Origin of the sequence: Mesorhizobium sp. M0016 (genome assembly GCF_040324035.1) — a bacterium.
Classification (GTDB): domain Bacteria; phylum Pseudomonadota; class Alphaproteobacteria; order Rhizobiales; family Rhizobiaceae; genus Mesorhizobium.
Map to the genome: position 1 here is coordinate 35510 of NZ_JAMYVM010000009.1, position 24284 is coordinate 59793.

Sequence of the window (24284 nt, forward strand, 5' to 3'; positions counted from 1 at the left end):
GACGAAGGGACCTGTCAACAGTGGAAACGCAGCAAGGCCGAAGGGCCAGGGGATGCACCTTCGGCCTTGCTGCTTCAGCCGTGGATGCGCGCCGGCGCAGCGGCGGCGCGAGCCTCGCGCCAGCGAGCGAAGATTGCCTCGCGAACCCGCCTCGAACCAGAGAGGCGCTTTTTTGCCTGCGCCAGCACCGCAGGCGACGCCTCGGCGGGCGTGCCGGACCGAAAGGGAGGAGCCGGGGCGTATTCGAGCGAGAGCTGCACGATCTCGGCCTCCTCCTGTCCAAGCAGCCTCGCAACCAGCGCCAGGCCGAAGTCGATCCCCGAAGTGACGCCGCCGGCGGTGATGAGCTTGCCGTCTTCGACGATACGCTCGTCGACCGGGATCGCTCCGAACTCCTCAAGGAAATCATGCGCATACCAGTGCGTGGTCGCGCGCTTGCCCCTCAGCAGTCCGGCCGCCCCAAGCACCAGGGCACCGCTGCAAACGGAGGTGATGTAGCGCACCTGCCCCGCGCGCTCCCACACGAAATCGAGGACTGTCTGGTCCTCCAGCAGCGCGTTGACCCCGCCCCCGCCAGGAATGCACAGCACGTCGAGGGGCCGGCAATCGTCAAAGGTCGCGGTTGGCGTCAGCGAGAGGCGCGTCGATGACGTCACCGGGTTGCGATCCTTCCAGATCAGTTCCACCTCGGCATCCTTGGCCGATGCCAGGACTTCGTATGGGCCGGTGAGGTCGAGTTGTTGGACGTCGGGGAATACGAGGATGCCGAAACGAAGGGGCATGGAAATCTCCGTGGGTTGACTTCCGGCAATCTACGGCATCATGGTTTGGCACGATTGCCATTCATCCCTCGCTTCGGGCCAAACCAATGCGCCGTATCGAAGTACTTGCCTATCCCGACATCCAGCTCCTCGACGTCAGCGGACCGCTGCAGGTCTTTGCCAGCGCCAATGATTTCAAAAGGCAGGCCGGCGAACCGGCTCCTTACGAGGTCGTGGTCGTCGCCGCCTCACCGCGCATCCGGACATCGGCCGGTCTCGTGCTGGAGGCAGCAGTGCTGCCAACCCACGGAGGTAAGATCGACACGCTGCTTGTCCCCGGAGGATGGGGCGTCAACGCGGCCTGCGACGATCCCGTGCTGGTCCAGTGGATCGCCGGTCGCTCGCGCGATGCCACCCGAACCGCTTCCGTCTGCAGCGGCGCCATGCTGCTGGCGACGGCTGGCCTGCTCGACGGCCGCCGCGCGGTGACCCATTGGGGACGCTGCGCGGAGTTCGCCCGGCGCTTTCCCGCGGTCCGGCTCGAACCCGATCCGATCTTCATCCGCGACGGCAATGTCTGGACATCCGCCGGCGTAACGGCGGGGATCGATCTCGCCCTCTCCCTCGTCGAGGCCGACCTTGGCCGGCACACGGCGCTCGGCGTGGCGCGCGAGTTGGTGGTCTTCCTGAAACGTCCCGGTGGCCAGGCGCAATTCAGCCAGACCCTCAAGCTGCAGCAAGGCGACGGGCGCTTCGACCGGCTGCATGGCTGGATCCTCGAAAATCTGGCCGGTGACCTGTCGCTCACGCAGTTGGCCGACCACGCCAATATGAGCCCGCGCAGCTTCTCGCGGCGCTATCGCGAGGCCACCGGCCGGACACCTGCCCGCGCGATCGAGGAGATCCGGATCGAGGCGGCGCGGCGGATGCTGGAGCGTGGCCAGCCCGTCAACCAGACGGCCCGCCGCTGCGGTTTCGGCTCGGAAGAAACCATGCGGCGCGGCTTTCTGCGCGTGCTGGGCACCAATCCGCGCGCCTATCGCGAGCGTTTCTGATCGCGACTGCTTGCTCCATTAGGCCGGCGGTCGATGCCGTAGAAATAGAGCCTCTCTAGCATTCAGGCGGGATGCTGTAGCTGGCTGAGCCCGCCATCGACGACGAGGGTCGCGGCGTTCATGAACGGGCACTCCTCGGAAATCATGAACACAGCGGCCAGCGCGATCTCGCGCGCCGAGGCGATGCGGCCGCCGGGATGCAGCGCCAGCGTCCTGGCGCGCGCCGCAACCGGATCGGCAAAACTGTTCCAATAGTCGGCTGCCTTCTGCGTCTCGACATAACCGGGCGCCAGCGCGTTCACGCGCACGCCCTGCCCGGCATATTCCAGCGCCAGCGACTTGGTCAGCCCAAGCAGCGCGTGCTTGGCCACGGGATAGGGGAAGGTATGAGGGATGATGGTGAAGCTGTGCGTCGAGGCGATGTTGAGGATCGCGCCACCGCCATTTGCGATCATTGCCGGCAGCACCGCCTTGGCGCAGTTCCAGGCGCCTTTGACGTTGACATCGAAATTGCGGTTCCACTCCTCCTCAGTCGCCTCGAGCGGCGTCGAGAACACATTCATCCCCGCATTGTTGATCAGCGCGTTGATCGGCCCGATCGCGTCGGTCGCCCGGCTGACGGCAGCGGCAATCGCGGCCCCGTCGCTGATGTCGGCTGAGACATGCCCGACATGGCCCTGCGGCGCTGCTAGGCCGGCGACCGCTTTGTCCAGCAGCGCGCCGTCGCGATCGACCAGGAACAGCCTTGCCCCTTCGGCGAGGCAAGCTTCAGCGATGGCAAGCCCAATGCCTTGCGCGGCGCCGGTGAGGAAGATGCGTTTGCCGGACAGGCGCTCAGCCATGGCTGTCACTCCACTGGAAGATGGTCAGCGCCGGCCCAGTGCCGACGAACGCAGATTGTCGAGCAAAACGGCAAGCAGCAGGATCACACCGCGCACAATGTATTGGTAGAACGCCGGGATGTTGAGCAGGTTCATGGCGTTTTCGGCGATGCCCATGATCAGCACGCCGACGATGACGCCCGACATGGTGGCGCGGCCGCCGGCAAGCGAGACGCCGCCGAGCACGCAGGCCGAGATGACCGAGAGTTCAAGCCCGACCGCGGCATTGGGCTGGCCCGACGTGATGCGCGAGGCCAGAAGGATGCCGGCGATGCCGCAGACCACGCCCTGCAGAGCAAAGATCCAGATCCGCGTCCAGTCGACATTGACGCCGGCCAGGCGCGAAGCCTCCGGGTTGCCGCCGATGGCCAGCGTGTTCTTGCCGAACACGGTACGATTGAGGACAAAACCGAAGATGCAGAACAGCACGGCCAGGACCCAGACCGGCGTCGGAATGCCGAACAGCTTCGACAGCGCCAGTTGGTAGAAATCCGGGCTGTTGATGCCGACGGCGCGGCCGTCCGATGCGATCAGCGCAAGGCCGCGCACGATCTGCATGGTGGCAAGCGTCGTGATCAGTGCGTTGATGCGGAATTTGGCGATGACGACGCCATTGATGAAGCCGACGAAGGCGCCGCAGGCGATTGCCGCGAGAAGCCCGAGCAGGATCGAACCGGTATAGTTCGACGCCATCACCGCGACCATGCCGGCAAAGGCGACGATGGAGCCGACCGAGAGGTCGAAGTCGCGCGCGGCAAGGCAGAACATCATGGTGCAGGCGACAATGCCGACGGTGACCACCGACTGCAGCAGGCCGAGCATGTTGCGGTCAGTCAGAAAATTCGGCACCAGCAGCGACACCAGCGCGAAGGCGACGATGAAGATCACGACGAGGCCCTGTTCGCCGAGCAGGATCTTCTTCAACTGATCGGTCATGGCAAAGATCCTCAGGATGCGATCGCGTCGGGGGTTTTCTGATCGGGAAGAGCGGCGGCCAGGATCGCTTTTTCGGCGAACTGGTCGCGCGCGAGTTCGGCGCTGACCCGCCCGCCGCACATCACCAGGATGCGGTCGCAAATGCCCATCACTTCCGGCAATTCGGACGAGACGACGACGATCGCCATGCCGTCTTCGGCAAGCTGGTAGAGCAGTTCGTAGATTTCCGCTTTGGCGCCGACGTCGATACCGCGTGTCGGCTCGTCGACGATAAGCACGCGCACGCCCTGCTCCGACAGCCAGCGGCCGAGAATGACCTTCTGCTGGTTGCCGCCGGAGAGGTTGATGATGTCCTGCTTGCGCGACGGCGTGCGCACCTTGAGCTTCTTGATGAAGGTCTCGGCGGTGGCGATCTCGCTGGCGCGGTTCAGGATTCCGAAGCGCGTGTGATGACGCCGCGACGAGATGTTGATGTTCTCCTCGATCGAGCGGCCCTGGATGATGCCGTCATGCTTGCGGTCTTCCGAGCACAAAACGATGCCGGCGCGGATCGCGTCATGCGGATCGGTGGCATGAACGACCTTGCCATCAACGGTAATGGTGCCGCCTGAGCGCGGGTCGGCGCCGAAGACCAGCCGCATCAGTTCGGAGCGGCCCGCGCCGATCAGACCGAAGAAGCCGACGATCTCGCCCGCCCTCGCCTCGAAGCTGGCGGGCGTCGTCAGTTTTACTCCGCAAACAGCGTCGACCTTCAGCCGGACATCGCCAGCCGGGCGTGGGCGAAACCCCCAGATGTCGGAGATTTCGCGGCCAACCATTTCGGCGACGACCTGATCGCGCGTGACGTCTTTCAGTGACGCATGGTGCGCCGCGAGCTTGCCGTCGCGCAGCACGGTCAGGCTGTCGCAGAGGCGGAACACTTCGTCCAGCCGGTGCGAGACATAGATGATGACCTTGCCCTCGCCGCGCAGGCGGTCGATCAGGGCAAACAGAATTTCGCTTTCGCGCGACGACAATGACGAGGTCGGCTCATCCAGAGCGATGACGCGCGCGTCGAGCATGATCGCCTTGGCGATCTCGACCATCTGCCGTTCGCCGATGGACAGCGTCTTGACCTTGCGGCTGATATCGATGTCGATGCCCGCCGATTTCAGCTTGGCGCCGACGTCTTCCAGCATTCTGGCGCGGGCGATGATGCCGGCGTTGGTGGGGAAGCGGCCAAGGCTGAGGTTTTCGGCAACAGTGAGCTCAGGAACCAGCTGTAGCTCCTGGTGGATGACGATGACGCCATTGTCGAAGGCATCTCGCGTCGTTGCATAGGCTTGCATCTTGCCGTCGATGAGGATCTCGCCGTCATCGGCATGCTGGTCGCCCGACAGGATCTTGATCAGCGTGGATTTGCCGGCGCCGTTCTCGCCCATCAAGCCATGCACGGCGCCCTTGTCGACGCTGAACGAGACGCCGGACAGCGCCTTGACGCCCGGATAGGTCTTGGTGATTTCCGAGAAGTCGAGAAAGGACATGGGGCGCCTATCCTTTTGCCATGCCAAACAGGCGGCGACTGTGAGCCGCCGCCTGTTTGTACAGGGAGGATTATTCGATGCCGAGACCCTTGCGGACCGTCTGGTAGTCGTCGCGCTTGGCCAGCGCACCGGCGGTCAGGATGAGCTTCTCGGGTTCCTTGTTGTTGGCGACCCAGTCATACATGTTGAGCGCAGTCTCGTAGCCGTGACGCTTCGGCGAGATGATCACCGTGCCGACGAAGCCGGTGGCGGTCGGCTTCTTGAACTCGTTGATCGCCGAATCCGCGCCGCCAATGCCGACGCCGATCACGTTTTCGGCCGGGATGCCGACGCTTTCGGAAGCGCGCACGGCGCCGAGAACGGCTTCGTCGTTGAGGCCGAAGGAGACCCACTTCTTGATGTCGGCATGGGCGTTGAGTACCACCGTCGCCGCATTGAGCGCAGCCTCGGTATCGGTCTTGGCCTGCGGCGCGTCAAAGATGTTTTCGGCCTTGAAGCCGTTGGCCTTGAGCACCGAAATGGCGCCTTCGACCCGGTCGACGGCGGTCGGCAACTGATCATAGGAGACGCGGATGGCGCCAACCTCGTCGGCCTTCCAGCCGCGCGCCTTCATTTCGTCGACGATCGCCTGGCCGACGGCCTCGCCGATCTTGGTCGCCGAAATGCCCATATGCGGCACGTCTTCCAGCGCCTTCCCGTCTGCGCCGACCAGACGGTCATCAACCGTCATCAGCTTGAGATTGTTGGCGGCGGCCTTGGCGACGATGCCGGGGCCGAGCTTCACATCAGGCGTGCAGACGATGAAGCCTTGCGCGCCCTGCGCGCCGAGATTGTCGATCGCCGACATCAGCTTCTCACCGTCCTCGGCGCCGATCTTGACCAGGGTAAAACCCTTCTCCTTGGCGGCCTGGTCGGCGAACTTCCATTCGTCCTGGAACCACGGCTCCTCGGGCTGTTTGACGATAAAACCTATCTTGGTGTCCTGAGCATATGCAGCGATGGTCGTGACGGACAGCACGGCAAGGGCGCCCGCGACGAGCGCGGTCTTCAGAAGTCGCATGATTACCTCCCAGCGATGGCCGGGCGCTCAGCCCGGATGCAGAGTCTCTAATTCTTTTTATCATACTCGTCAATTGATCTGGTATGATAATTGAGCTACATGCTCTGACCAGGGATCGCTGGCGCAAATCATCCGCATCCGGTAAGGCCGGGGACGCGAGATCAGTGGTTTCGCCGCCTTGGAGGAGGGCTGAGGTGACCGACACTTCGAAGAAGGCATCAGGCGACACCCGCCGCCCGCGCGTCATGCCCGATGTGACCAAGGCGCTTGCCTCAGACATCTTTTCCGGACGCTATCCCGCCGGCTCGTCCCTGCCGACCGAAAACGAACTCGGCGTCGAATATGGCGTCAGCCGCACCGTCATCCGCGAGGCCTTGAAGGTGCTGGCCGCCAAGGGGCTGGTGCTGTCGCGGCCCCGCATCGGCACGGTTGTATGTGAACAGGACAACTGGAACATCATCGACCCGCAGGTGCTGGCCTGGCACGCGCCGCATGCACTGGACGACAAATTGTTCGACGCCATCCTCGAGACGCGCCGCGCCATCGAGCCGCTGGTAGCTGAACTGGCGGCGACTCGTGCGACGCTGCAGGAGATCGCCGATCTCGAAGCCGCCTGGCGCGGCATGGCCAATGCCGGCGAGGATCTCGCCGCCTTCTCGCGCTCGGACATCACTTTCCACCAGATCGTCTATGCCGCGAGCCACAACCCGATCTTCCGCCAGATCGGCAATCTTATCGACACCGGGCTGAAATTCTCGCTCGAAGCAACTGCGACCATTTCGCTCGCCCGGCGCATGGAAGCGGTGGCGGCGCACCGTGAGGTGGTCGAGGCGCTGCGCATGCGCGATGCCGCGGCGGCGCGTGCGGCGGCAGGCCGGATCCTCGACCTTGCGGCGCGCAACCTGGTCAGCGCCAAGAAACTCAAGAACAACTGAGACCAGCATGAAAATCATCTCGCTCACCACCTACATCGTCCCGCCGCGCTGGCTGTTCCTGAAGATCGAGACTGATGCCGGCGTTACCGGCTGGGGCGAGCCTGTGGTCGAAGGCCGTGCGCTGACGGTCGAGGCAGCGGTCAAGGAACTTGGCGATTATCTGATCGGCAAGGACCCGCGCCTGATCGAGGACCATTGGACGGTGATGCATCGCGGCGGCTTCTACCGCGGCGGGCCGATCCTGATGAGCGCCATTGCCGGCATCGACCAGGCGCTGTGGGACATCAAGGGCAAGGCGCTCGGCGTGCCTGTGCACGAACTGCTCGGCGGCAAGCTGCGCGACAGCATCAAGGTCTATTCCTGGATCGGCGGCGACCGGCCGGCGGAAGTGGCTGATGGCGCCAGGGAAGTGGTGGCGCGCGGTTTTCAGGCGCTGAAGATGAATGGCACCGAGGAACTGCAGATCGTCGACAGCCATGACAGAATAGATGCGGCTGTCGAACGAGTCGCCATGGTGCGCGAGGCCGTTGGGTCCAACATTGGCATCGCCGTCGATTTCCACGGCCGCGTCCACCGGCCGATGGCGCGCATGCTGGTCAAGGAGTTGGAACCCTACCGGCTGATGTTCATCGAGGAGCCGGTGCTGAGCGAAAATCGCGAGGCGCTGAAGGAGATCGCCGCCCTCGGCTCGACGCCGATCGCACTCGGCGAGAGGCTCTACAGCCGCTGGGATTTCAAATCGGTGTTCGAACAAGGCGCCGTCGACATCATCCAACCAGACCTGTCGCATGCCGGCGGCATCACCGAATGCCGCAAGATCGCAGCGATGGCCGAGGCCTATGACATTGCGGTGGCGCCCCACTGCCCGCTCGGCCCGATCGCGCTCGCCGCCTGCCTGCAGCTCGATGCCGTCAGCTACAACTGCTTCATCCAGGAACAGAGCCTCGGCATCCACTACAACGCCGCAAACGATTTGCTCGACTATGCCGCCAACAAGGACGTCTTCCGCTACGAGGATGGCTATGTCGCAATCCCCGATGGTCCCGGCCTCGGCGTCGAAATCGACGAGGACTACGTCAAGGAACGCGCCAAGGAAGGCCACCGCTGGCGCAACCCGGTCTGGCGTCACAAGGACGGCTCCTTCGCCGAGTGGTAGCTCGGCCGACCTTGCGGCCAGGCCTTCAGGACCTCGGGTCGATTTCGCGGTGGCGCCAGCGTAACGCAGGCCTCTGATGTGCCGCAGCGCCGAGCACCAGCGCATGGGAACCGTCGGCGCCGGCAAGCCGCAACTGGCTGACCGCCTGGGTTGCGGCAAGCGATCGAAAGCAGTCGCTATCCATGGAACATGGCGGATGTCCTGTTCTCATCGACCTTTTCTTGGCCCGCCAGCCGCGTCACCTGCCCGCGGCGTGCCGGCCTGCGTTCCTGCCGGAGAAGATGCAGCTGCCGAGAAATGTCCCTTCCAGCGCATTGTAGCCGTGATAGCCGCCGCCACCGCCGCCGGCCACCTCGCCTGCCGCATAGAGCCCGGCAATGGGTTCGCCATTGCCGTCGAGAACCTGCGAATTGAGATTGGTGTGCAGGCCGCCAAGCGTTTTGCGCGTCAGGATGTTGAGGCGCACCGCGATCAGCGGCCCGTGCCTGGGATCGAGTATCTTGTGCGGCTTGGTCACCCGGAAGATCTTGTCGCCAATGTAGTTGCGGGCGCCGCGGACGGCTGTGACCTGCGCATCCTTGGTATAGGCATGGTCGACCTCGCGATCGCGCGCCACGATCTGCGCCTTGAGCCGGTCGTAGTCGAGCAGATTGTCGCCTGACAGCGCGTTCATGCCGGCGACCAAGTCGGCCAGGTTGTCGCGGACGACGAAGTCCTCGCCCTTTTCCAGGAACGCTGCCACCGATGGTGGCGCCTTGCCGCCGCGCCGGTTCTTGAGCACGGCCCGCCAATCCTTGGCCGTAAAGTCTAGGTTTTGCTCCGAACCCGACAGCACGAACTCCTTCGAGACGATCGTCTTGCTCAGCACGAACCAGGAATAATCGTGGCCGGTCGACAGGATGCGCTTCAAGGTGCCGAGCGAATCGAAACTCGGGAAGAACGGCGCCTCCATGCGTTGTCCGAGCGCATCGAACCATAGCGGCGACGGCGCCGACAGGATGCGAATGCCGTGGTTCGGCCAGATCGGATCCCAGTTCTTGATCCCCTCGACATAGTGCCACATGCGGTCGGCGTTGATGACGGCCCCGCCGGCGTCCTGGGTGATCGCCACCATGCGGCCGTCGACATGGTGCGGCACGCCGGCAACCATACGCTTCGGCGCCGGCCCCAGCCGCCCGACCGGCCAGACCTTGCGAACCAACTCATGATTGCCGCCGATGCCGCCGGAGGTGACGATCACGACACCGGCCGAAAGGTCGAAATCGCCGACGGCCGTGCGGCTCGACTGCTTGCCGCGCTCGACATCGGATGCCTCCAGAATTTCGCCCGCGACGCCGGTGACCGCGCCGTTGGTCTTGATCAGCCGGCTGACCTGATGACGGAATTTCAAAGTGATCAGCCCTTTGGCGACGTGCTCGCGCACGCGCCTTTCGAACGGCGCGACCACGCCCGGCCCAGTGCCCCATGTCAGGTGGAAGCGCGGCACTGAATTGCCGTGGCCATTGGCCAGCGCGCCGCCGCGCTCGGCCCAGCCGACCACCGGCCACCAGCGCATGCCCATGGCGTAGAGCCACGGCCGCATCTCGCCGGCGGCGAAATCGACATAGGCTTCCGCCACTTTCCTTGGCCAATGGTCCTCGGGCCGGTCGAACTGGGCAGAGCCCAGCCAATCCTGCCAGGCGAGGTCGCGGCTGTCCTTGATGCGCAGGCGGCGTTGCTCGGGCGTGTTGACCAAAAACAGGCCGCCGAGCGACCAGAATGCCTGGCCGCCGAGAAAACCGCCACCCTCTTGCTCGACGATGATCACGCGCTTGCCGGCATCGCCGAGTTCCGCGGCTGCGGCCAGGCCGGCCAGCCCGCCGCCAACGATGATTGCATCCGCGTCAGCCATTGTCGTAGCTCCTGTGCCGGCTTTTGTTTTCGAGATCGGATGCTCGTTGCTAGCCGCGCAGCGCGTTCCAGATGATGCGCGGCAGCTTCATGAGGCTCGGCCGGTAGTTGAACTCGGTGATCAGGCGGCCGACCATGTGTGCCCTTTTGTGGGTCAGGAACCAGGCCGGCTTCGGCATGATGCGGAACGGCGCTTCGAGCACGCTGCGCTCTGGTCTGTCGAACAAATAGGTGTTGTGGACGACGCCGATGCCGCTCTGCACATCGTCGAGCGTGTGGCCAGGGAAAGCACCCCAGGTCGGGCGCAGCAGCGCGAACAGAACGCCGCTCCAGGAATTGATGCCGATGCCGCCATAGCGCAGTTCGGCAATGATTTCCTCGAAGCGCTGCCGGCCGATCTCGGCGATCGTCCTGGGATGGATGAGGATGTTGGCGGCAAGCGTGCCGTGCAGCTTTTCATTGGCGTAGGCGACAGCGGCGCGCAGATAGGATTCCGCATTGCCCGCCGGCAGCCGCATGACGCTGAGCGCCGGCGCGAACACCTCGGCATTTTCGAGATAGGTATCCGTGCCCGGCCGGAACGGCACCACCACGCAGGCCGGCCCGCCGGGCCGCTCGAATTTCTGTACGCTGTCGGCATGCGCCTCGAAGGCGGCGAGGCGCTCGGTCGCGCCGGGATAATAGGCCGGGCGCGACGGGGCTTTCTGCATCACCTTTTCGAGGGCCGCCAGAAGCGCGTCGGATTTGTCCCAGCCTTCGGGCAACACGAGCATTTGGCAGGCGATACAGTTGAAACCGGAATTGTTGAGCTTCTGTGTGGCGATCAGTTCGGCATGGTAGGCGATGTCGGCATCCGACCATGGGCCGGGCACCACGATGGTGGGTGCCACGCCGCCAAGCTCAGAGGTGATACGCCGGCTGTTGCGCGGCTTGGCCGCCGCCTTGTTCTTGCGGCCCTCCTCGCCAGGCCCCCAGACGATCGCGTCATGCGAGGCCGCGGCACCGGTGATGTGGATGTCGTCAACGAGATCGTGGTTGCACAGATACGCACCGACATCGGCGCTGCCGCGCACGATGCGCAGCACACCGAATTCGATCAGCGGCCGCAGCGCCGGCCGCAGGAAATCGATCAGATAGTCGTTGACCGGGTTCATCTTGAGCAGAACCACCTGGTGCTCGACCAAAAGCTTGTGCAGGCAGTCGAGCGGCGCGATCGAGGCGACATTGCCGGCGCCGAGCACGAGGCCGATCTTGCCCTTGCGGCTGGTGCGCGGCGCGTCATAGGCCGATGCGGTGTTTGCGGCGAGGTTCGCCTTAGTCACGCCGGGCTGCATCCAGATCTCTGCCTTCAGCCCGGTGAACAGCACCTTGTCCCAAAGCGAATTCGGAACCACCGTCACCGCCACCTGTCCGCTAGGCAAGGTGCGGACCGGCAGTCTGTCGAGGAACTTCTTGCCCTCCATCAGGCTGAGCGTGTGGATGAACTGGTTGCAGCCATCCATCAGCGCCGCCGGGCCAGCCAGCCATTCCTCACCTTCCAGCGGCGAGCCGGTCGGGATGCCCTTCTTGCGCGTCGCGGTTTTGACCCACGCCTCGGCGACCTCGCGGATGTGATCCTTGACCTGCCGCAGCAAGGCGATCCGCTCGCCATTCGAGGTCTGCGCCCAGTCGTCCTTCCTGGCGTCGAGATCGGTGAGCGCGAGGTCGAGTTCGGCTGCCCATTCAGGCTGCACGGGCTGGGTTTTGACTGCCTTGGCAACCATCCTATCCTCCTCCACTTCGATCTCTTTGTTTGACGCAATTCCTGTGGGAAAACCGCTTCACACTTTCCCTGGAATTGCTCTACGAAAACGGCAGTGCGGCCCATTGCTCGACGGATTTCCCGCCGGAATAGACCTGGATCGAACCGAACTGCTGTAGCACGAATTCGCTCTGCGTCGGACGCAGGAAGGCGTAGTCGTCAGGCCCGACATTGACGTTGTCGGGCAGCGCCATGAATTGCTGATTGGTCGAAAAGCCGAACGTCTTGTCGGTCTTCATCCCCACGGGATGGACGGGCTTCGCCATCCATTTTCCGCCATAGAGAAAACAGCCGCGCCGCGGCAACAGCCCGAGCTTCTGCAGCAGCCAGGAGCGCTGGTCGAGGCCCGGCGCCTGGACATCGACCACTTTCAGGATCGGCGTCGCGATGAATGCGGCAGGCCGCAATTGGCTGAGGCTCGGCACATCGAAATCGGTCGGCAGCATAAAAGCCGATCCGATGGACAATTCATTGGCGCCGACCCAGCTGTCATAGAGCAATGCGGTGCTGCTGCCGCCAAGATTGAGGATCTTGCGCTGGTCGGCGGCAAGGCAAGCGACATACTGGCGAAACAGGCTGATCGCCTTGACGCGCGCCTTGGCCGGTCCTCCCAGCAGTTTGGGGATATGGCCGATATGCGCCTCGTAGGCCATGACGCCTTCGCATTTCAGCCGCGGGTAATTCGCCAACGCGGAAACTGCCCGGGCCAGTGAGTCGGGGGCGCTGATACCGCCGCGATGAAGGCCGACATCGACCTCGAAGCAGACGCGCAGCTCGCGGTCGAGCTCGGCGGCAAGCGAGCCATAGGCGGCCAGCCGCTCCTCGGTATCGATCAGCCAGACGATGCGCGACGTAGCTTCGCCGAGCCCGGCGAGAACGCCCTTCGTCAGCGCGTGCCTGGCGCCGGCAACCGGCATCGGCTTGCCCAACAGGAGATCGACTTGGGGAAACACTTTCAGCATCTCGGCGCTGATCGGCAGATGAAAGGTCATCAGCCTGTCGGTCGCAAACGCCGCGCGGATATGGTCGATCAGCGGCAGGCATGGCAGCGACTTGTCGACGAGGCGCAGATCGAGGCCCGTGGCGAACTTCGCCTTGATCGCAGCGATGTTGTGATCGAGCCGGTCGAGATCGAGCACCAGGCAAGGCTGAAAGATCCCGGCTGCCCTGAGCGCGCCCGACATTTCCGCGAAATAGGTGTCGGTCAGGCTCATGCCGCGACGCCGAGCAGCCTGGCAATATAGGGCGACACGAAGCGGTTGTCCGGGTCCATCCCGCGGCGGACCGCCATCGCATCGTTCCAGCGCGGATAGAGCGCGCTCAATTCCCTTGATGTCAGGCTGTGCATCTTGCCCCAATGCGGGCGGCCGCCGCGCTTCCTGAAGATCGGCTCGGCGGCGTTGAAGAACGCCATCGGATCGCGCTCGACGCCGTGATGGATGGCGATGGAACAGGTTGGGCGCTTGTAGAAGGGGCTGAGCCAGACATTGTCGGGCGCGACGACGCGCACCTCCATCGGAAAATAGACCTCTGGAAACCGCGTCTCGAGCAGCGCAATGATTTCGCTGAGTGCGGCCGCCCCTTCCTCGAACGGCAGGTGGTATTCCATCTCGTTGAACTTGACGTTGCGCTCGGAGGTGAAGACCTTCAGCCACTCCTCGACATAATCCTCGGCCGGCACCTTGGCGAAGGCCGAGCCGATGAGACGGCGGCGCAGCCAAGGGAGCCAGCTGAGATAGTCGCGCAGTTTTCTCAGCGTCGTCACCGCATCGTCGTCTTCCGTCGGCGGACGCACCGTCGCCGGCGCCTCGGTGATGTCGCTGGCAATCAGCAGCGCCTGGCCGGAAAACGGCACGTAGTAGAACTCGGCCGAACGATGCGCCGTCATGGTGCTTTCGAATTGCGCAAGCACATCGGCGATCGGCGCCGTCCAGCGGCGGTGCCGCATCCGGTAGCTCGCCACGTTGCGGATCGTCACTTCGGTGACGGCGCCGAAAGCGCCGAGCGAAGCGCCCATGGCTTCGATCATGTCGGGGCTCTTGGCGCAGTCGAACTCCTTGACCTCGCCGCGCCCGTCGACGATCTGCATCGCCTCGAGCTGGGTGTGGTACGCGCCAAGCGTGATGCCCGAGCCGTGGGTGGCGGTGCCCAGCGCCCCGCCGAACGCCTGCTTGTCGATGTCGCCCATGTTCGGCAGCGCCTGGCCGACGCCGTGCAACAGCTTTGCCAGCGCGCCGATCTTGGTGCCGGCGCCGACCCGTGCTGTCAGCCTTTCGGGATCGTGCGACCTCAGGCCCTCGAAGCGATCAAGCGACAGGATCGTCCCGTCATTCTTAACCAGAGGCGTGAAGGAATGGCCCGTGCCAGCGAATCGAACTGGTCCCGGCGCGTTGCGAATGGCACCACTCAGCTCATCGAGACTCTGCGGTTCGGCAAAAGCCTGCGGCGTGGCCGTGACATAGCCCGACCAATTGCTCCACTGGCTGATAGCCTCTCCCAAAATTGCCTCCCTGGGACGCCGGCTTTGCCGGTCTTTCTCCTAGCGCTAAATAATATGATACATACTCAGCTTTCGGATATGATACATTGTCAGCTTTCTGTCAACCTGGCAATCGGAGGTGTCTTGCGTCCGCGCCGGCCGCATTATCTACAGCGACGCACGCTGAGCCGGCGTCGGCATTGAACGCAGTTCGTTGCCCCTTCAAGCCAGCCCAAACGTTTCCACGGCCCGCATGATGCCGCGCAATTCGGCCAAGCCCTTCAGGCGGCCGATCAGCGAGTAGCCGGGATTGATCCTTGTCTTGCCGATATCGTCGGCGAGCAGGTGGCCATGGTCCGGCCGCATCGGGATTTGCCAGTCGGCGCGGCCCTCCTTGCGGCGGCGCGCCTCCTCCTGCATCAGCGCCAGAATGACATGCGCCATGTCGGTGCCGCCCTCGAGATGCTCGGCCTCGTAGAACGAGCCGTCATCCTCGATGGTGATGTTGCGCAGATGGGCGAAGTGGATGCGGTCGGCGAATTCCTTGACCATGGCGACGATGTCGTTGTCGGCGCGCGTGCCGTAGGACCCGGTACAGAACGTCAGCCCATTGGCCTGGCTGTCGACGGCATTGAGAATGAAACGTGCATCCTCGGCGGTCGAAACGACGCGCGGCAGGCCGTAGAGCGAGAACGGCGGATCGTCGGGGTGAATGCACATGCGCACCCCCTCCTCTTCGGCCACCGGAATAATCTCGCGCAGGAACCACGCGAGGTTGTCGCGCAACTCCTTCGGCCCGATCCCGTCATAGTCCGCAAGCGCCTCGCGAAAACTGTCGCGGTCATACTTGCGCTCTGTCGCCGGCAGGCCGGCGATCAGGTTGCGCTCGATCTGGTCCATCCTCTCAGGCGACAATTCCTTCAGCCGCGCTTCCGCCTGCGCAATACGCGCCGGCGTATAGCTTGCCGCACCGTTCTTGCGCTTCAACACGAACAGATCGTAGGCGGCGAAATCGATCGCGTCGAAACGCAGGGCGTAGCCTGTCGTCGGCAGACGGTAGGCTAGATCGGTGCGGGTCCAGTCCACCACCGGCATGAAATTGTAGCAGATCGTGGCGATGCCGGCCCTGGCCAGCGCGCGGATCGAATCGCGATAGTAGCCGGCATAGCGCTCGCGTTCCGGCGCACCGATCTTGAAGGAATTGTGGACCGGAATGCTCTCGACGACCGACCAGGTCAGTCCGGCTTCCTCGATGATGCGCTTGCGTTCGAGCACTTCGGCCTCAGGCCACGCCCGGCCGTCATAGATATGGTGAAGCGCCGAGACCACGCCGGTGGCGCCCGCCTGCTTGACATGATCGAGCGTCACCGGGTCGTCGGGTCCATACCAGCGCCAGCATTGTTCCATTTTCGGCTTTCCTTCTGCGAGAGGTTGGCAACTTATTGTTGGACCGCGATGGGAGTCGATAGAAAATGGAGGAGTTTTTAAAAATGACGGATTTCGACGGCAAGGTCGCCCTGGTGACGGGAACGACCGGCATTGGCCTGGCAACCGCCAAGCGCCTTGCGGCCGGTGGCGCCGCAATCATCGCCTGCGGCATCGACCGCACCGCCAATGCGGCGATGAAAGCGCAACTGGAAAGTGCTGGTGCCGCGGTGCTGGTCATCGACACCGATGTGTCCGTCTCCGACCAGGTGCGCGACGCGGTGGCGGCTGGCGTCGCCAGGTTCGGCGGTCTGGATGTCATCGTCAACTCGGCCGCCGTCCATCCCTATGGCACCGCGACGACCACCGACTGGGAAAGCTGGAACCGGGCAATGACGGTCAATGTCGGCTCGATCTACCTGACCGCCCATTTCGGTATCCCGGAAATGATCAAGCGCGGTGGCGGCGCCATCGTCAACGTCGCCTCGGTGCAGGGTTTTGCCTGCCAGCAGAACGTCGCCGCCTATGCCACGACCAAAGGGGCCATCCACACGCTGACCCGCTCGCTAGCGCTCGACTATGCGGCATCAGGCATCCGGGTGAATTCGGTCAGCCCGGGCTCGATCCGCACGCTGATCCTGGAGAAGGCCGCGCGCGGCGACGGCGGCAGCGATGCCGATGTCGAAGAGGCCTACAAGCGCTTCGGCGCGGCGCATCCGCTCGGCCGCATCGGCGAACCGGAGGAAGTGGCGGAACTCATCGCCTTCCTTTGCTCGTCGAAGGCCGGCTTCTGCACCGGCGCGGACTACAGGATTGATGGCGGACTGACCGCCGGCATCGGCGTCAGATAGAGCACTGATCGTGCTCTGCACGCTTGCCGGCGATCTCGAGCGCTATGTACCGCCTCTATAGCTTCCACGTCCGCCTGGCATTGCCCGAAAGCAGCTTCGCCCGTTCGTCGGGACTGGCTCCCGCGATCAGCGCATGCGTCGCTGTCACCCAGGTCGCAAGGCCACCGCCAAGCGTGCACACCGGCCAGTCGCTGCCCCACACGACGCGGTCCCAGCCGAAGCAGCCGATCGTGTGTTCGACATAGGGGCGCAAGGTCTCGACGGTCCATGAGCCGGCATCGGCATAGGCGACGACGCCGGAGATCTTGCCGATAACATTGGGACGCCGCGCGATCTCGGTCATATGCTCGCGCCACGGATGCTCGTTGCTGCCCTTGATGTCGGGCACACCGCAATGGTCGAGCACGAACTGTACGTCCGGCGCGAGATCGGCAAGCGCAATCGCTAGCGGAATCTGATGCGGCAGCACGACGAGGTCGAAGGTCAGGCCGGTGCCGGCAAGCCGCTTGATGTTTTCGCGAAACAGCGCGCTGTCCGAAAGCTCGTCCGGCATGACGTGCAGCACGCGACGGAACCCCTTGACGAAGGGATCGGCCTGCTGGCGCTCGAGATAGGCGGCGAAACCGGCCTCCTCCGGGCGGCAGGAGGCGATCGCCCCGCGCAACAGACTGCCCTTCTCCAGCGACTGCGCCTTCACATGGCTGGTCTCGGCCTGGATGTCGGCTTCATCGACGTCGACCTCCATATGCAGCGCGGCCTCGATGCCGGCCCGGCGGGCCTGGATCGCATATTCTGCGTGCGGGAAATCGCGGTTGAGCGCCGGCTCGCGGCTGAGCCAGGGATAGCGCAGCGCCGACAGGTCGATCAGGTGCAGATGAGTGTCGATGATCATGGCTGTCCTCCTCGGTGATTTCAGATCATCGCCAAATGCCTAAACCCAGCGCATGACACAAGCTTTGGCTCAGGCCCGCTTCGGGATCTCTTTGTCCTCGAGCAGCAGCGTCAGCCCCATGGCGACGAAATAGAGCGCCGCCACCCAGATGAACATCACGTTGAAGCCACTGGAGTAATGGTCGAGCACCACTTCGCGGATCGCGCCCGGCAGGCTCGATGCGAGGTGCGGCGTCAACCCGTTCAGGCCACCCGGCAGCCGGGCGGCGGCGTCTGCAGGAAGCTCGGCTGTCTGCCGGTTCAGCGCCCAGATCATCACCGCGCCATTCAGCGCCAGTCCGAGCGATGCTCCGAGCGTCCGCGCCTGGGTGATCAGCGACGTCACCGCGCCGATATCCTGCAGCGGTGCTGCCGCCTGGATCGCCACGATCAGCACCTGGAACTGCAGGCCCATGCTGATGCCGAACACAGCCATCATCGTCGCCAGCACCCAGATCGGCGTGTGCTGGTTGGTGAGGACAAAGCCCAGCATCAGAAACCCGCCAATACCCATGGCGACCACCGGCATCCATTTGTAGCGTCCGGTTGCGGCAATTACCCGCCCGGCGACGATCGAGATGACCATCGATGTCAGCGACGCCGGCAGGAACAGGAAGCCGACTTCGGCCGGGCTGAGACCCGTCAGCGTCTGCATGTAGAGGGCCAAATAGAAGAACATGCCCAGCGTCACCGTTCCGGCGACCAGCGACACGCCCGAGACAATGCTGACCGTCGAATTGCCGAACAGCCGCAACGGCACGATCGGCTCTTCGGCCCGGCGCTCCACCATGATGAACAAGGTGATGGCGACCAGCGCGAGGAGTGGCAATACGAAGGTGAGCAGGTCCGGCCCGCTGGGGTCGAGCACATGATAGCCCCAATAGACGATCGCCGTCGTGCCGGTGGCGAGCAGCACGCCGCCGAGATAGTCGATGCGGTGCCGCTTTTCGTTGAACCGGCTGCGCATGGCGAAGGCCAGCACCGCCAGCACGATGATCCCTATCGGCAAATTGACCAGGAACACCCAACGCCAGCCGAACAGGCTGGTGATGTAGCCGCCGGCCAGCGGGCCGAGCACCGACGACAGCGCGAACACCGCCGAACTGTAGCCCTGATATTTGGCGCGGTCGCGCGGCGAAAACAGTTCGCCGATCATGGCGAAGGCCGAAACCATCAACCCACCCCCGCCGATACCCTGCAGCACGCGCGCGGCGATCAAGCTCTCCATCGACCATGCCATGCCGCAGACCAGCGAGCCCAGCAGGAACAGGCCGATCGCCGTCAGCACGACATTCTTGCGGCCATACATGTCGCCAAGCTTGCCGTAGAATGGCGATACCGCGGCGGTCGAGAGCAGGTAGGCGGCACCGACCCAGCCGAACAAACGCAGATTGCCGAGTTCGCCCGCGATGTTGGCAAGGCGGTGACGACGATCTGCATATCGATGGTGGCCATGAACATCGCGACCAACGCGCCGAAATAGACGATCAAGGTCGTAAGGTCGGGCCTGGCTTCGGCCTCAACGGGCGCTGCATTCGGCAGCGTCTGCTCGACAGTCATCGGTGTCTCCGTAGCTTGGGCGCGATTTATGTGCCCACAGCCGAGAGGTGTCAACCAGATATGTGCGCGTAGCATATAATTGACACGAGCATATATTATTGCTAACGCGCTGTGGGATGAGCATCAACGCATCCGGCAATCCGGATCGATTTCCAGCCCTGTTCCAGACGCGCGGCGACCGGGATCTCGCCGATCTGGCGCGCGGCAGCGGCCTGTCCGAACCGGCGGCCGAGGCCGTGGCCGCCATCGATGCGGTGATGGGCAAGGTGCGCCGCTCGATCCAGCGCCGCGACTTCGGCCGCATGATCCTGGCGCGCGTAGACCCTTCGCTGGAAGTGAGCCATCTCGATGCGATCGGCGCCATCGCGAACAATCCGGTTTTCAGCGATAACCAGCAGGACGAGGTGACGGTTGGCCTCATCGCCGAGCGCCTCGAGATCGACCCGTCGCGCGCCAGCCGCATCTCGGCCGACCTCGTCGAGCGCGGCTATGCATGCCGTGTCGCATCGCAACGCGATGCCCGGCGCATCCGCCTCAAACTCACCCCCAAGGGCGAGCGCTTGGTGGCGGCGGTGCGCCAGACCAAATGGCGGATTTTCGCCGGATCGCTGGCACAATGGGATGAGCAGGAGCTGGTAACGTTCGCCACCTTGCTGGAACGTTTCGCGGGATGGGTCATGGACGAAGCCGGGATGAAAAGATCCGCCGACGCCGTCAAGCAGTTGATGGACGAGATGCTGCCCGAAACGAAATAGGCGGCACGGCGTGGACGCTCACCCATGTATGCGAGCCCTTCGATAGCCCTTGACGCTCAGGTCGCGTAGGATCGTTATCGGCCGAAGAAACCGGCGTCCTCTTCCGCCAGGTATTTCTTCGCCGCTTTGGCATCGATGTCGAGGCCGAGTCCCGGGGCTTCGAGCAGATCCACCATGCTGTCCCTGACGATCTGCCCCTTGGGCAGGCCGATGACGATGTCCTCCCACCAGGGGTCGGAGGCGCTGGGATATTCGAAGGCGATGTAGTTGGCCGGCAGCGTGGCGCAGACATTGATCAGCGCACCGAGGCCCAGCAGACCGTTCGCCGTGCCGTGCGGCGCCATCATGATCGAGTGCATGTAGGCGTGCTCGGCCACCCATTTGAGCTCGGCGATGCCGCCGATGTCGGCGGGATCCGGACCGATGACGCGAACCGCCTGCGTCTCGATCAGTTCCTTGAAATTATGACGCAGATAGATCTGCTCTCCGGTGTGGATGGGCGTGGACGTCGATGTGGTGAGTTCGCGGTAGGCTTGCGGGTTGACCCACGGCACATAGTCGCCGGTCAACATGTCCTCCAGCCACATCAGATTGTATTTTTCGACGGCCCGCGCGAAGCGGATGGCGTCGGGCAGGAACCAGCCGGGGCCGCAATCCAGCGCCAGCGAGACCGTGTCGCCGAGCACCTCCTTCATGGCGATGACGCATTCGATCATATGCGCCATGCCGCGCTCGCTGATCTGCCCCTGGTCCATCGCGCCGTGATAGGTCGGCGGCTGACGCACGCCGTAGTGGAAGTCGGGGACGCTGGTCTTCATGTTGGAATGAAAGCTGATGCCTTGCTTGACCATGAAGAAGTTTTCCGGCCGCTCCATCATCCATTTGACGTCGGCCGCGTAATCCTCCGGCCTGTCGCCGGTGCGCTTCTTGCGGATGGAACCGTTATAGACCCGAACCTTGTCGCGCACCTTGCCGCCAAGCAGCTTGTAGACCGGGACGCCGGCGGCCTTGCCGGCGATGTCCCACAGAGCGTGCTCGATGGCGCTGACGGCGGCGCCATAGGGCTTGAACGAACCGCGCTGACGGATCTTCAGCATGCAACGTTCCACATCCGTCGGATCCTCGCCGATCAGCGCGTCGCGGAAATGCAGCACCCAGGGTTTCAGATAAGGCTTGGTGTACTCGACCTCGCCGAGGCCATGGAGGCCTTCGTCGGTGACGATGCGCACGATGGGGTGCCTGCCGATGACGGCGCACCTGAGATCGGTGATCTTCATGATGTCCTCTATTTCACCGACGAGAAGGCGGTTGGCGCGAGAAACTGGCTGGAAATATTGGCCAGGATCGGGCCATCGCGCTCAGACTCGTCGCGGGCCTCGAGCCATGCCCGATCGGTGGTGAAGGCCTTCCATTTCACTTCGCGCTCGGCAAGGGATTCCCAGGCGATGAAATAGGTCAGTCGATTGCTGCTTTCGCCGACCACCGTGGTGAAGAACCCGGCTTGGCGGATGCCGTGCTTGTCCCACAGCGCCAAGGTATGGTCGTTGAAACGCTTGAGCAGCGCCGGCAGCTGGCCCGGCACGCAGTCGTAAATGCGAAGTTCGTAGATCATGGTCCATCCTTCTGTTCACCTCTCCCTCCGAGGAGAGAAGTGTAGAGTCAGCTCCAGGTGCGGTCCCAGGAGTATTCGTCGTCCCAGTGATCGGTCGGTTGCCAGATGCCGGTGACGCCGGGCTGCAGGTGCTGGCTGATCACTTCGTCGACGATGTCGTCGATGCCCAGACCAGGCTTGTCGGGCACGGTGATGAAGCCGTCCTTGACCAGCGGCTTGGGCAGGCCGGTGACGATATCGTCCCACCAGTCGACTTCGACGCTGTGATATTCGAGCGCCATGAAGTTTTCCGTCGCCACCGCGACATGCGCGGCGGCCATTGCCGCGATCGGGCTTTCCGCCATGTGAATGGCCATGGCGACGCCATGCTCCTGCGCCGCGTCGCCGATCTTCTTGGTCTCGAGAATGCCGCCGGTGGTCAGCAGATCCGGATGGATGACCGAGATGCCGGCGTTGAGCAGCGGCTCGAAGCCTTCCTTGCGGTAGATGTCCTCACCCGTGCAGATCGGCACCGAGGTCGCCTGCTGCAACTGCCGATACTGCTCGGTGTACTGCCAGGGGATCACGTCCTCGAGCCAGGCCGGTGCGTATTTCTCGATCCGCCGGGCCAGACGGATGCCGTCCTGCAGCGAGATGTGGCCGACATGGTCGATGGCGAGCGGAACCTCGTAGCCGATCACCTCGCGGACCTCGTGGATATATTGGTCGAGCAGGTCGATGCCCTTTTCGGTGAAGTGGAGGCCGGTGAAGGGATGCGGCACGTTTTGCGCGTCATAGGCGGCATTACGCGCCCGGCGCTCGTCCAGCGTGCGTGCCGGACCGCGCGCGGCATGGCTGCGGAAACCGTCGAGCACGCCGGCCGGCGCCACCACTGCGCCCGATATGTGCGAAATCTGCGCCAGACCGAGATCCATCTTGAGGAAGGTGAAACCGAGATCCATCCGCGCCTTGAGCCGCTTTCCGGTCTCGGTGCCGCTGGGCTTGTCCGCGTCGGTGTCGCAATAGACACGCACCTTGTCGCGAAACCGTCCTCCCAGCATCTGGTAGATCGGCACGCCATACGCCTTGCCGGCGAGGTCCCAAAGCGCGATCTCGATTGCCGAGACACCGCCACCTTGCCGCCCATGGCCGCCAAATTGTTTGATGCGGCGGAACAGCCGGTCGACGTCGCAAGGGTTCTCGCCCAGCAACCGGCTCTTCAGCATCAGCGCATAGGTCGCGCTGGCGCCGTCGCGCACTTCGCCCAGGCCGACAATGCCCTGGTTGGTGTAGATCTTGACCAGCGCGGAGGTGAACGGCGCGCCGACGATCTCGGCAACGCGCAGGTCGGTGATGCGCAGGTCGCTCGGCCTGGAGTTCGTATTTACCCGATTGAGCGCCTCGCCGGCGCTACCCGTCTTTGCCATGGCTTATCCTCGTTCTGATTGGTGGCGCCCCGCACCCCCGGCCTGCATAAGCGTTGCTAGCCAAGCTCTATCTCGTGGGCCTGCAGGTAGTCTCGGTTCATCTCGACACCGAGACCCGGCTTCGACGCCAGCTTGAGGCTGCCGTTCGAGACATCGAGTGGCTCGTCGATGAGGTGATTATATTTGTCCAGGTTCCACTCCGACGTTTCGAGCTTGTAGAAGTTGGGAACCGTCATCATCACCTGCGCTCCCGCAACCACATTGATCGGTCCCGCGGCGTCATGGGGCGAGACCGGGATGTAGTAGGCTTCGCACAGGGCGGAAATCTTCTTCAGTTCGGTAATGCCGCCGGTCCAGGTAACGTCCGGCATGATGTAGTCCGCAAGCCTGTTCTCGAGCACCGGCACGAAATCCCATTTGGTGTGGCCGCGCTCGCCCCACGAGATGGCGGCACTGACCTTCTCACGCACTTGCTTGAGAGCATTGAGGCTTTCTGGCGGGCATGGCTCCTCGAACCAGTCGATCTGGCCGGCTTCCTCGAGGCTTCGGCAGAGGCGAATGGCGGTGGGGACGTCGAAGCGGCCATGCGCGTCGATGAGAATGTCGACATCGGGCCCCGCCGTTTCACGGATCAAAGCCGTTAGTTCGGCAGCCTCGCGCTCGTCCTTGCGGGTCATGCTGCCATCGAGGTAGCCGTCCCGCTGTTCGCGCGCCAAGCCATCGGCGATGCGGCCCTGGTGGGGGAAAGGATCGAACTTCAGCCCGGTGTGTCCGGATTCGACGATGTCTCGAATTTCGCGGACCACAGCCTCCTTGCTGGTAAACTTGGCCTGGTTGGGATGGGTATAGAGCGCGATTTCATCGCGCACCGGTCCGCCCAGCAGCTCGTAGATCGGCTTGCCTAGAACTTTGCCGCGAATGTCCCAGAGCGCTATGTCGATAGCGCTCACGCATTCGACTGCGGCGCCGCGGCTGCCCATATAGGTGAAGCTGCGGAAAATCTTGTGCCAGAGATGCTCGATGCGCGCCGGATCCTCACCTGTGACGGCAACACCGATCTGCCGCAGGATCGTGCACAGCGCGCGGTTGGCGAGCCTTGTGGTGGTGGTGATTTCCCCCCAGCCACTCACCCCTTCGTCGGTCGTCACCTCGACGAACAGGAACTCTCCCCAATAGGAAGCATCGGACTTGATCAGCCACGGCCGAACGCTCGTGATTTTCATCTCTCAACTACCTCTGTCTGATGGCTGGACCAATGATGTTCTGGG

The 24284-nt window shown here is 63.6% G+C and carries 21 protein-coding genes; 5 read left to right on the forward strand and 16 right to left on the reverse strand.

The window, feature by feature from the left end; translation table 11 throughout:
• Positions 1 to 74 precede the first annotated feature (74 nt).
• Positions 75 to 782 (reverse strand): DJ-1/PfpI family protein, encoded by a 708-nt coding sequence (locus NKJ88_RS15185; RefSeq protein ID WP_023691357.1) that lies wholly within the window; start codon positions 780 to 782, stop codon positions 75 to 77.
• A gap of 86 nt (positions 783 to 868) precedes the next feature.
• Here NKJ88_RS15185 and NKJ88_RS15190 point away from each other — a divergent pair, with 86 nt between their 5' ends.
• Positions 869 to 1816, forward strand: a complete 948-nt coding sequence (locus NKJ88_RS15190; RefSeq protein ID WP_023685300.1) for a GlxA family transcriptional regulator — start codon at positions 869 to 871, stop codon at positions 1814 to 1816.
• 62 nt (positions 1817 to 1878) lie between these two features.
• Here NKJ88_RS15190 and NKJ88_RS15195 read toward each other — a convergent pair whose 3' ends face one another.
• From NKJ88_RS15195 to NKJ88_RS15210, 4 genes are all read right to left on the reverse strand, one after another.
• Entirely contained in the window at positions 1879 to 2658 is a 780-nt protein-coding gene (locus tag NKJ88_RS15195; RefSeq protein WP_023691358.1) for an SDR family oxidoreductase, read from the reverse strand.
• Between the two features lie 24 nt (positions 2659 to 2682).
• A complete protein-coding gene (gene araH, locus NKJ88_RS15200) occupies positions 2683 to 3633 on the reverse strand; it encodes an L-arabinose ABC transporter permease AraH (RefSeq protein ID WP_023668120.1) in 951 nt (316 codons plus the stop codon).
• Positions 3634 to 3644: 11 nt separating this feature from the next.
• On the reverse strand, positions 3645 to 5156 hold the full coding sequence (araG, locus tag NKJ88_RS15205) for an L-arabinose ABC transporter ATP-binding protein AraG (RefSeq protein ID WP_023833960.1): 1512 nt from the start codon (positions 5154 to 5156) through the stop codon (positions 3645 to 3647).
• Positions 5157 to 5226: 70 nt separating this feature from the next.
• Complete coding sequence (locus tag NKJ88_RS15210; RefSeq protein WP_023668118.1) at positions 5227 to 6216, reverse strand: arabinose ABC transporter substrate-binding protein; 990 nt, start codon at positions 6214 to 6216, stop codon at positions 5227 to 5229.
• Between the two features lie 194 nt (positions 6217 to 6410).
• Between NKJ88_RS15210 and NKJ88_RS15215 the strand changes: the two genes are divergently transcribed.
• Together NKJ88_RS15215 and dgoD are read left to right on the forward strand one after the other, a co-directional pair.
• A complete protein-coding gene (locus NKJ88_RS15215; protein ID WP_502904749.1) occupies positions 6411 to 7151 on the forward strand; it encodes a FadR/GntR family transcriptional regulator in 741 nt (246 codons plus the stop codon).
• Between the two features lie 7 nt (positions 7152 to 7158).
• Positions 7159 to 8307, forward strand: a complete 1149-nt coding sequence (dgoD, locus tag NKJ88_RS15220; protein ID WP_023714596.1) for a galactonate dehydratase — start codon at positions 7159 to 7161, stop codon at positions 8305 to 8307.
• Between the two features lie 238 nt (positions 8308 to 8545).
• Here the strand turns inward: dgoD and NKJ88_RS15225 are convergent, their stop codons facing one another.
• From NKJ88_RS15225 to uxuA, 5 genes are all read right to left on the reverse strand, one after another.
• Positions 8546 to 10198, reverse strand: coding sequence for an FAD-binding dehydrogenase (locus NKJ88_RS15225; protein WP_352444564.1), 1653 nt, complete (start codon positions 10196 to 10198; stop codon positions 8546 to 8548).
• A 49-nt stretch (positions 10199 to 10247) separates the two neighbouring features.
• A complete protein-coding gene (locus NKJ88_RS15230; protein WP_352444566.1) occupies positions 10248 to 11960 on the reverse strand; it encodes an aldehyde dehydrogenase family protein in 1713 nt (570 codons plus the stop codon).
• 79 nt (positions 11961 to 12039) lie between these two features.
• Positions 12040 to 13212, reverse strand: coding sequence for an alanine racemase (locus tag NKJ88_RS15235; RefSeq protein ID WP_352444568.1), 1173 nt, complete (start codon positions 13210 to 13212; stop codon positions 12040 to 12042).
• Positions 13209 to 14498 (reverse strand): D-arabinono-1,4-lactone oxidase, encoded by a 1290-nt coding sequence (locus NKJ88_RS15240; protein ID WP_352444569.1) that lies wholly within the window; start codon positions 14496 to 14498, stop codon positions 13209 to 13211. The genes NKJ88_RS15235 and NKJ88_RS15240 overlap by 4 nt, the downstream gene beginning before the upstream one ends.
• A gap of 201 nt (positions 14499 to 14699) precedes the next feature.
• Positions 14700 to 15884 carry a mannonate dehydratase gene (uxuA, locus tag NKJ88_RS15245; RefSeq protein WP_352444571.1) on the reverse strand — a complete coding sequence of 395 codons (1185 nt, stop codon included), beginning with the start codon at positions 15882 to 15884 and terminating at the stop codon, positions 14700 to 14702.
• A gap of 83 nt (positions 15885 to 15967) precedes the next feature.
• Between uxuA and NKJ88_RS15250 the strand changes: the two genes are divergently transcribed.
• Entirely contained in the window at positions 15968 to 16753 is a 786-nt protein-coding gene (locus NKJ88_RS15250; RefSeq protein WP_352444573.1) for an SDR family NAD(P)-dependent oxidoreductase, read from the forward strand.
• A 55-nt stretch (positions 16754 to 16808) separates the two neighbouring features.
• On the opposite strand, the gene NKJ88_RS15255 is transcribed toward NKJ88_RS15250, so the two are convergent.
• Positions 16809 to 17645 (reverse strand): amidohydrolase family protein, encoded by an 837-nt coding sequence (locus NKJ88_RS15255; RefSeq protein ID WP_023744515.1) that lies wholly within the window; start codon positions 17643 to 17645, stop codon positions 16809 to 16811.
• Positions 17646 to 17714: 69 nt separating this feature from the next.
• Positions 17715 to 19067, reverse strand: coding sequence for an MFS transporter (locus NKJ88_RS15260; protein WP_352444575.1), 1353 nt, complete (start codon positions 19065 to 19067; stop codon positions 17715 to 17717).
• A gap of 292 nt (positions 19068 to 19359) precedes the next feature.
• Here NKJ88_RS15260 and NKJ88_RS15265 point away from each other — a divergent pair, with 292 nt between their 5' ends.
• Positions 19360 to 19998 (forward strand): MarR family winged helix-turn-helix transcriptional regulator, encoded by a 639-nt coding sequence (locus NKJ88_RS15265; protein ID WP_023824815.1) that lies wholly within the window; start codon positions 19360 to 19362, stop codon positions 19996 to 19998.
• 74 nt (positions 19999 to 20072) lie between these two features.
• Here the strand turns inward: NKJ88_RS15265 and NKJ88_RS15270 are convergent, their stop codons facing one another.
• Genes NKJ88_RS15270 through NKJ88_RS15285 form a run of 4 tightly spaced genes read right to left on the reverse strand, consistent with a single transcriptional unit; the run spans position 20073 to position 24239 of the window.
• Positions 20073 to 21275, reverse strand: a complete 1203-nt coding sequence (locus tag NKJ88_RS15270; RefSeq protein ID WP_023824814.1) for a mandelate racemase/muconate lactonizing enzyme family protein — start codon at positions 21273 to 21275, stop codon at positions 20073 to 20075.
• An 8-nt stretch (positions 21276 to 21283) separates the two neighbouring features.
• Positions 21284 to 21610, reverse strand: coding sequence for an NIPSNAP family protein (locus tag NKJ88_RS15275; protein WP_023702115.1), 327 nt, complete (start codon positions 21608 to 21610; stop codon positions 21284 to 21286).
• Positions 21611 to 21657: 47 nt separating this feature from the next.
• Positions 21658 to 23016 (reverse strand): mandelate racemase/muconate lactonizing enzyme family protein, encoded by a 1359-nt coding sequence (locus tag NKJ88_RS15280; RefSeq protein ID WP_352444577.1) that lies wholly within the window; start codon positions 23014 to 23016, stop codon positions 21658 to 21660.
• A 56-nt stretch (positions 23017 to 23072) separates the two neighbouring features.
• Positions 23073 to 24239: a mandelate racemase/muconate lactonizing enzyme family protein gene (locus NKJ88_RS15285; RefSeq protein ID WP_023681194.1), complete on the reverse strand. Its 1167-nt coding sequence runs from the start codon at positions 24237 to 24239 to the stop codon at positions 23073 to 23075.
• Positions 24240 to 24284: the final 45 nt, after the last annotated feature.